Origin of the sequence: Herpetosiphon giganteus (assembly GCF_016907925.1) — a bacterium.
Lineage (GTDB): Bacteria > Chloroflexota > Chloroflexia > Chloroflexales > Herpetosiphonaceae > Herpetosiphon > Herpetosiphon giganteus.
In genome coordinates this window covers 1-5,614 of sequence record NZ_JAFBCZ010000064.1, presented here as the reverse complement: position 1 = coordinate 5,614, position 5,614 = coordinate 1, and the positions used below count along the sequence as shown (strand labels likewise).

The 5,614-nt window shown below is 53.8% G+C and carries 6 protein-coding genes; all 6 read left to right on the top strand.

What is annotated here, in order from left to right; translation table 11 throughout:
* The first annotated feature begins 106 nt into the window (after nt 1-106).
* Genes JOD20_RS26080 through JOD20_RS26055 form a run of 6 tightly spaced genes read left to right on the top strand, consistent with a single transcriptional unit; the run spans nt 107 to nt 5,552 of the window.
* Nucleotides 107-1,174 (top strand): sensor histidine kinase, encoded by a 1,068-nt coding sequence (locus JOD20_RS26080; protein ID WP_239584093.1) that lies wholly within the window; start codon nt 107-109, stop codon nt 1,172-1,174.
* Nucleotides 1,171-1,446: a hypothetical protein gene (locus tag JOD20_RS26075; RefSeq protein WP_204758097.1), complete on the top strand. Its 276-nt coding sequence runs from the start codon at nt 1,171-1,173 to the stop codon at nt 1,444-1,446. Before JOD20_RS26080 ends, JOD20_RS26075 begins: the two co-directional genes overlap by 4 nt.
* 30 nt (nt 1,447-1,476) lie before the next feature.
* Nucleotides 1,477-1,788: an element excision factor XisI family protein gene (locus tag JOD20_RS26070; protein ID WP_054534574.1), complete on the top strand. Its 312-nt coding sequence runs from the start codon at nt 1,477-1,479 to the stop codon at nt 1,786-1,788.
* A gap of 41 nt (nt 1,789-1,829) precedes the next feature.
* Entirely contained in the window at nt 1,830-2,294 is a 465-nt protein-coding gene (locus JOD20_RS26065) for a hypothetical protein (protein ID WP_204758096.1), read from the top strand.
* Between the two features lie 29 nt (nt 2,295-2,323).
* Nucleotides 2,324-4,678: a glycosyltransferase family 4 protein gene (locus tag JOD20_RS26060; RefSeq protein WP_204758095.1), complete on the top strand. Its 2,355-nt coding sequence runs from the start codon at nt 2,324-2,326 to the stop codon at nt 4,676-4,678.
* 28 nt (nt 4,679-4,706) lie between these two features.
* On the top strand, nt 4,707-5,552 hold the full coding sequence (locus tag JOD20_RS26055) for a glycoside hydrolase family 130 protein (protein ID WP_239584092.1): 846 nt from the start codon (nt 4,707-4,709) through the stop codon (nt 5,550-5,552).
* Nucleotides 5,553-5,614: the final 62 nt, after the last annotated feature.

The window sequence follows — 5,614 nt, the reverse complement described above, 5'->3', positions numbered from 1 at the left end:
GGGAGTCATGGTGGTCCTTTCCTTGGTCTGTTGCATTTCCAAGTATAGTCCACCTGGCTCTCGTTAATTTTGCACCACTTTCGTTATACCACCCCATGGCCTGCGGATGCTGGCAACGCGCCAGATCGATGTTATTCTCGTGCGACTGCCACTGACGGATACGGCCCGCATGATTATCCAAGCGCTGTCTGATCATGCAGCACCCTATCCGCTCATTTTCTCCGCCCCAAACGCCGATAATCACACCCTGATCCCGGTGTTGCACGGCGGGGTGCATGCCACACTATTCGATGATGACCTGACACCAGCCTTTTTTCAGCGGACACTTGACTATGCGTTTGCGCGCGTCGCTCACAGAGCGGCAGAAGAGCATGTCCAAACGCTCACGAGCACGCTGGCAGTGGCGCTTGATACAACCCATCAGATTCACCATCATCTGACGATTGCGATCCATGAACTGCAAACGCCCATCAGTATTTTGCTGGGCTATATCGACTTATTGGAGCGACGCGTTGCCACATGGGGTGGCATTCCCCTGCGTGAACGGCACATGATTAATACGATGCGGATGCAAGCCATTCACGTAGGACGACTCGTACCCACGTTGTTGGATAGTACGCTGATGACCCACGATCTGGGGCCGATTCAGCGGCGTTCGCTTGACCTCCGTGCGGTGCTGCGCACGGTCGTTGATGCCATGCACGGCATGCGCGCCGCGCATCTGTTGGTGTTGCGGGTTCCTGATGAAGCTATATGGATCGCGGGCGATTATGGGCGCTTAGTCCAAATTTTTCAGAATCTCGTGCTCAATGCCCTGCACTATAGCGGGATGCAGAGTGCCATTACCATCACCCTCGCTGCTGATGGGCAGATCACCATTCAGGATTCTGGGGTTGGTATTGCTGCCGATGACCTCGAGCAGATTTTTCGTCCATTTTTTGACACTGCTGATCCCCATGGGGCGGCACGGATTGGTCAAGGACTTGGCTTGGCCATTGTGCAAGAACTCATCCAACAACACGAAGGCAGCATCACGATTGCCAGTGCGGTTGACCATGGAACAACCATCACTATCCAGTTTCCCGGGAGTGTTCGGCCACCCCGCCTACCGGAACATCTTTCAGCACTGCTGGTGAACGCTCCCAGCAGTGCTGGTCTTCACGGGAGCACATGATGAAAAAACGTTCTGTTCTGCTCTGGCTGAGCCTGATTGGTGGCCTGATGCTGCTCGGCAATGCGAGCCCACAACCACAGGTGACGATGCGTGGTCTGACCCTTCCCGTGTGGCAGATGCTCATGGCGATCGTGCTCATCATGCTCAGTGGAGTCGCGCTGCGGTTTATTGCTTGGCAATATCATGAGTATCGCACGCTCTACAATCACCCACCCACCCATTGGAATCAATGGCCAGACGATCCCCTACCATCGAAACCGACCATGCGCTAACCCAATGGCTGTTTTAGAAGGGAGTTTGTTATGGTGGCCGTTTCGCCCACCACGCTCATCGAAACCGTCCTGATGGCCATGCCATGTCCTGATACGCTGGGCGCATGTACGATGCAAACGGTGTTTGACCGTGAGCAACAGCAGTATATGGTGGTGGTCGCGGGGTGGCACGGGCAGCATCGGATTCATCAGTGTCTGGTGCATATCGCCTATCACGATGAGCGGGTTTGGATTCATTGTGATCACACGATCCATGGAATTCCTGAACGCCTCATTGCTGCGGGGATTCCTGCCTCCCGCATTTTGCAGGTTTTCCCGCTGGCGAGTCTACGCATACCCTAGCCGCCCATGGCGCTCCTGATCATTTAAGAAAGGGGCTATCGATGGATAGTCATTGGTTTACACCCGATCATCAGCACTATTTTCAGGTAGGGATTGCGGCCTATCCGCATCCCGTTCCGGTGACGAATGCCCTGCGCTGTCTGTTGTTTGGGTTTAGTCAGCAGGAGCATCCGCTGGTGATCCATCCCCTGACCTTTGCTGAGCCGAATCATTTTGGGACCTTCACGCAGCGCTGGATGAGTCCGCAGATGCAGGGGAATGCCATCGCAGGCTGGACAGGCTTTATGGCCTTACGCTATCTGTTGGGCTACTATAGCCAGTGGGTGCTGCTCCCACCGGCTATTCGCTATCAGGCGTGGCATCCGACCGCCCGTACAGTTACGCCACCGGTTCAGGTGATTGCCGCCATTCGGGCCTGGGATGTGGGCTGGGAACAGCAGCTTGATACCCTTTTGCCCCGGATTGAAACATTGCGCCACCCACCATATGCCGCTATGACAGGGTGATTGCTTTCCGTTAGTACAGGAGGTGTGGCATGCCGACACCACAGTATCCATCGATTCGCTCAATTTTACTCATTGGCAATTATGCTCCGCGCCAGTGTGGGATTGCAACCTATACCACCGATTTGCGCATGGCCTTGCTTGAAGCGTATCCACAGAGCAGGATCGACGTGATGGCCATGAATGATACGCCTCTAGGCTATGCCTATCCCGATTCAGTGGTCTTTACGATTGATCAGGATAATCCAGATAGTTATTCCCAAGCTGCCGATTTTATCCGTTTGAGTTCGTATGACCTTGTGTGTATTCAGCATGAATATGGGATTTTTGGTGGGGCATCAGGGCGGAATCTGCTCGTGCTCATTCGTGCTATCACGATTCCGATCGTAACCACCTTACACACAGTATTACGCGAACCAACCGCCGATCAACAGACGATTTTGTGGGAGCTTGCGCAACGATCACAACGGATTATTGTGATGAGTTCGCATGCGGTCGATTTGATGCAGACAATCTATGGGATTCCATTGGCGCAGATTGATTGTATTCCCCATGGCATTCCGGATCTGCCATTTCGTGATGGCTATGAGGATAAACAACACGCCAATCTGACAGGCAAGCAGGTTCTGCTGACCTTCGGCTTGCTCTCGCCAAATAAAGGGATTGAAGATGTTTTATATGCATTGCCATCCCTGATCCAACAGCATCCGCAGGTGCTGTATGTGATTGTTGGAGCAACCCATCCAACCGTTCGTCAAACCGTTGGCGAGGCCTATCGCGAGATGCTGCAGGCGCTAGTCGAACAGCTTGGGATTCAAGCCCATGTGCGGTTTCACGATCACTTTGTGAGTCCGAGCGCTTTAGCAATCTATATGGGTGCGGCTGATATTTATATTACGCCCTATCATACCCAAGAACAAAGCGTCTCGGGTACTTTAGCCTATGCAATTGGAGCTGGAAAGGCGATTGTCTCGACACCCTACTGGTATGCAACCGAACTCTTGGCCCATGGTGGTGGCATGCTGGTTCCGTTTCATGATCCAGCGCTGCTCGCTGAGCAGGTTAACACGCTTTTAGCCGAACCCCAGCTACGTCAAACCATTCGCGAACGCGCCTATCAACGTGGGCGCACGATGCTCTGGTCGATTGTTGCTACGCACTATATGCGCAGCTTTCTCCAGGCACAGACGCACCCCCGCCATCCCGTGCTGGTGCTGGCGAATCAACCCATCATGCCCGATGCGCCGATCATCCCGCCGTTATGTCTTGATCATCTGATCGCTATGACCGACGATATGGGCTTAATCCAACATGCGATCTTAACGATTCCCAATCATCACGAAGGCTATGCGACCGATGATAATGCGCGGGCCTTGATTGCCATGATGCTGCTCGACCCCATCCAAGAACCACAGGCTCAGCGCCTGGCAATGCGCTATTTAGCGTTTCTCTGGTATGCCTTTAATCCAGCGACGCAACGCTTTCGCAACTTTATGGGGGCAAATCGGCAGTGGTTAGAAGCGACCGGCTCAGAAGATGCGCATGCGCGCAGTATCTGGGCACTTGGCACGGTGCTCGCCCAGAGCCATGATCCGGGCTTGTGCGGCGTTGCACAACGGCTGCTCCGTTTCGCACTTCCAGCGGTGGCTCAGCTGACCCACCCACGGCCATGGGCTTTCGCCTTGCTGGGATTCGCGGCCTATCGTCAACGCTTTCCTGGTGATCGCACGGTTATGGCGTGCCAAGCGCACCTCGCTGAACAATTATTAGCCCGTTTTCAAGCGGCGCATCAGCCTGATTGGGAATGGTTTGATGATCATCTGACCTATGATAATGCGGTGCTGCCGCATGCATTAATCGTCAGTGGTCAAACCCTTCAGCGCCCCGATATGGTTGCGGCTGGATTAACGGCCTTGACCTGGCTCTGTGCGATTCAGCGGCCGGAGGCTGACCATTTCAAGCCCATTGGCTCGAATGGGTTTTTCCAGCGTGGACAAGCGCCAGCGCACTATGATCAACAGCCAATTGAAGCGCAGGCAACCGTGTTGGCAGCATGTGCCGCCTTTGAAAGCACCGGCGATGCAGGCTGGTACGATGAAGCCCAGCATGCCTTGTCTTGGTTTCTCGGCCACAATGATGCAGGCGTAGCCCTCTATGACCCACGCACTGGTGGGTGTGCTGATGGCCTAGAAATTGATCGGATTAATCAAAATCAGGGTGCTGAATCAACCCTCGCCTTTTTAATCAGTCGCTTGACGATGCAAACGCTCATACCACCAATCCGTCTTGGAACGACGACGAGCAAGGCAGCCAGCGTCGTTCCCCCAACGCAGATTGGGGTGAATGTGATTCCACCACGCGATCTTCGTTTATCAAGACCATTGTAGTGTCTCATGGCGAGACAGTTTGGAATCCATGATGATCCAGCAGAATCGACTCGATCTGTTCACACGGCATTCAGCTAATCCGATTTTACAAGCCAGCGATTGGCCATACCCGATTAATAGCGTGTTTAACCCAGGCGCAACCATCCTTGCCGATGGCACAACCTTGTTATTATGCAGGGTTGAAGATCGGCGTGGGCATTCGCATTTCTGTGCAGCGCGCTCGGCCAATGGGATTGATACCTGGCAAATTGATGCCCACCCAACCTTTGCGCCTGATCCGCAGCAGTATCCTGAAGAACAGTGGGGCATTGAAGATCCGCGCATTACCTATCTTGAGGAATTAGCGGCCTATGCGGTGGTCTATACCTCGTATGCGACTGGTGGTCCGGGCGTTTCTTTGGCAACAACGACCGATTTCAAGACCTTTACCCGCTATGGAGTGGTGATGCAGCCCGAAAATAAAGATGCGGCACTCTTTCCCGTGCGGATTAACGGCTTATGGGCGATGATTCATCGCCCGATTGGCGCACAAGGATCGCATATTTGGATGTCGTTCTCACCCGATTTACGCCATTGGGGTCAACACCAGTGTATGCTTGAGGCGCGCAAAGGCGCATGGTGGGATGCCAACAAAATTGGGTTGTCGCCACCGCCCATCGCCACCGAAGAAGGCTGGTTGCTGATCTATCATGGCGTTCGGATAACTCCTGGTGGCTGTCTCTATCGGCTTGGCGTAGCCCTATTCGAGACCGACCATCCTGAGCGTTGTCTGCGGCGTGGCGAACCATGGGTCTTGAGTCCGCACACGGAGTATGAACGCCATGGTGATGTTCCCAATGTGATTGGTGGTATAACGAAAGTGGTGCAAAATTAACGAGAGCCAGGTGGACTATACTTGGAAATGCAACAGACCAAGGAAAGGACCACCATGACTCC

Bases quoted from the DNA above. Each gene is read 5' to 3' on its own strand.
- JOD20_RS26065 (WP_204758096.1), top strand. From the start codon at position 1,830: ATGGATAGTCATTGGTTTACACCCGATCATCAGCACTATTTTCAGGTA.
- JOD20_RS26060 (WP_204758095.1), top strand. From the start codon at position 2,324: ATGCCGACACCACAGTATCCATCGATTCGCTCAATTTTACTCATTGGC.
- JOD20_RS26055 (WP_239584092.1), top strand. From the start codon at position 4,707: ATGATGATCCAGCAGAATCGACTCGATCTGTTCACACGGCATTCAGCT.
- JOD20_RS26070 (WP_054534574.1), top strand. From the start codon at position 1,477: ATGGTGGCCGTTTCGCCCACCACGCTCATCGAAACCGTCCTGATGGCC.
- JOD20_RS26080 (WP_239584093.1), top strand. From the start codon at position 107: ATGCTGGCAACGCGCCAGATCGATGTTATTCTCGTGCGACTGCCACTG.
- JOD20_RS26075 (WP_204758097.1), top strand. From the start codon at position 1,171: ATGATGAAAAAACGTTCTGTTCTGCTCTGGCTGAGCCTGATTGGTGGC.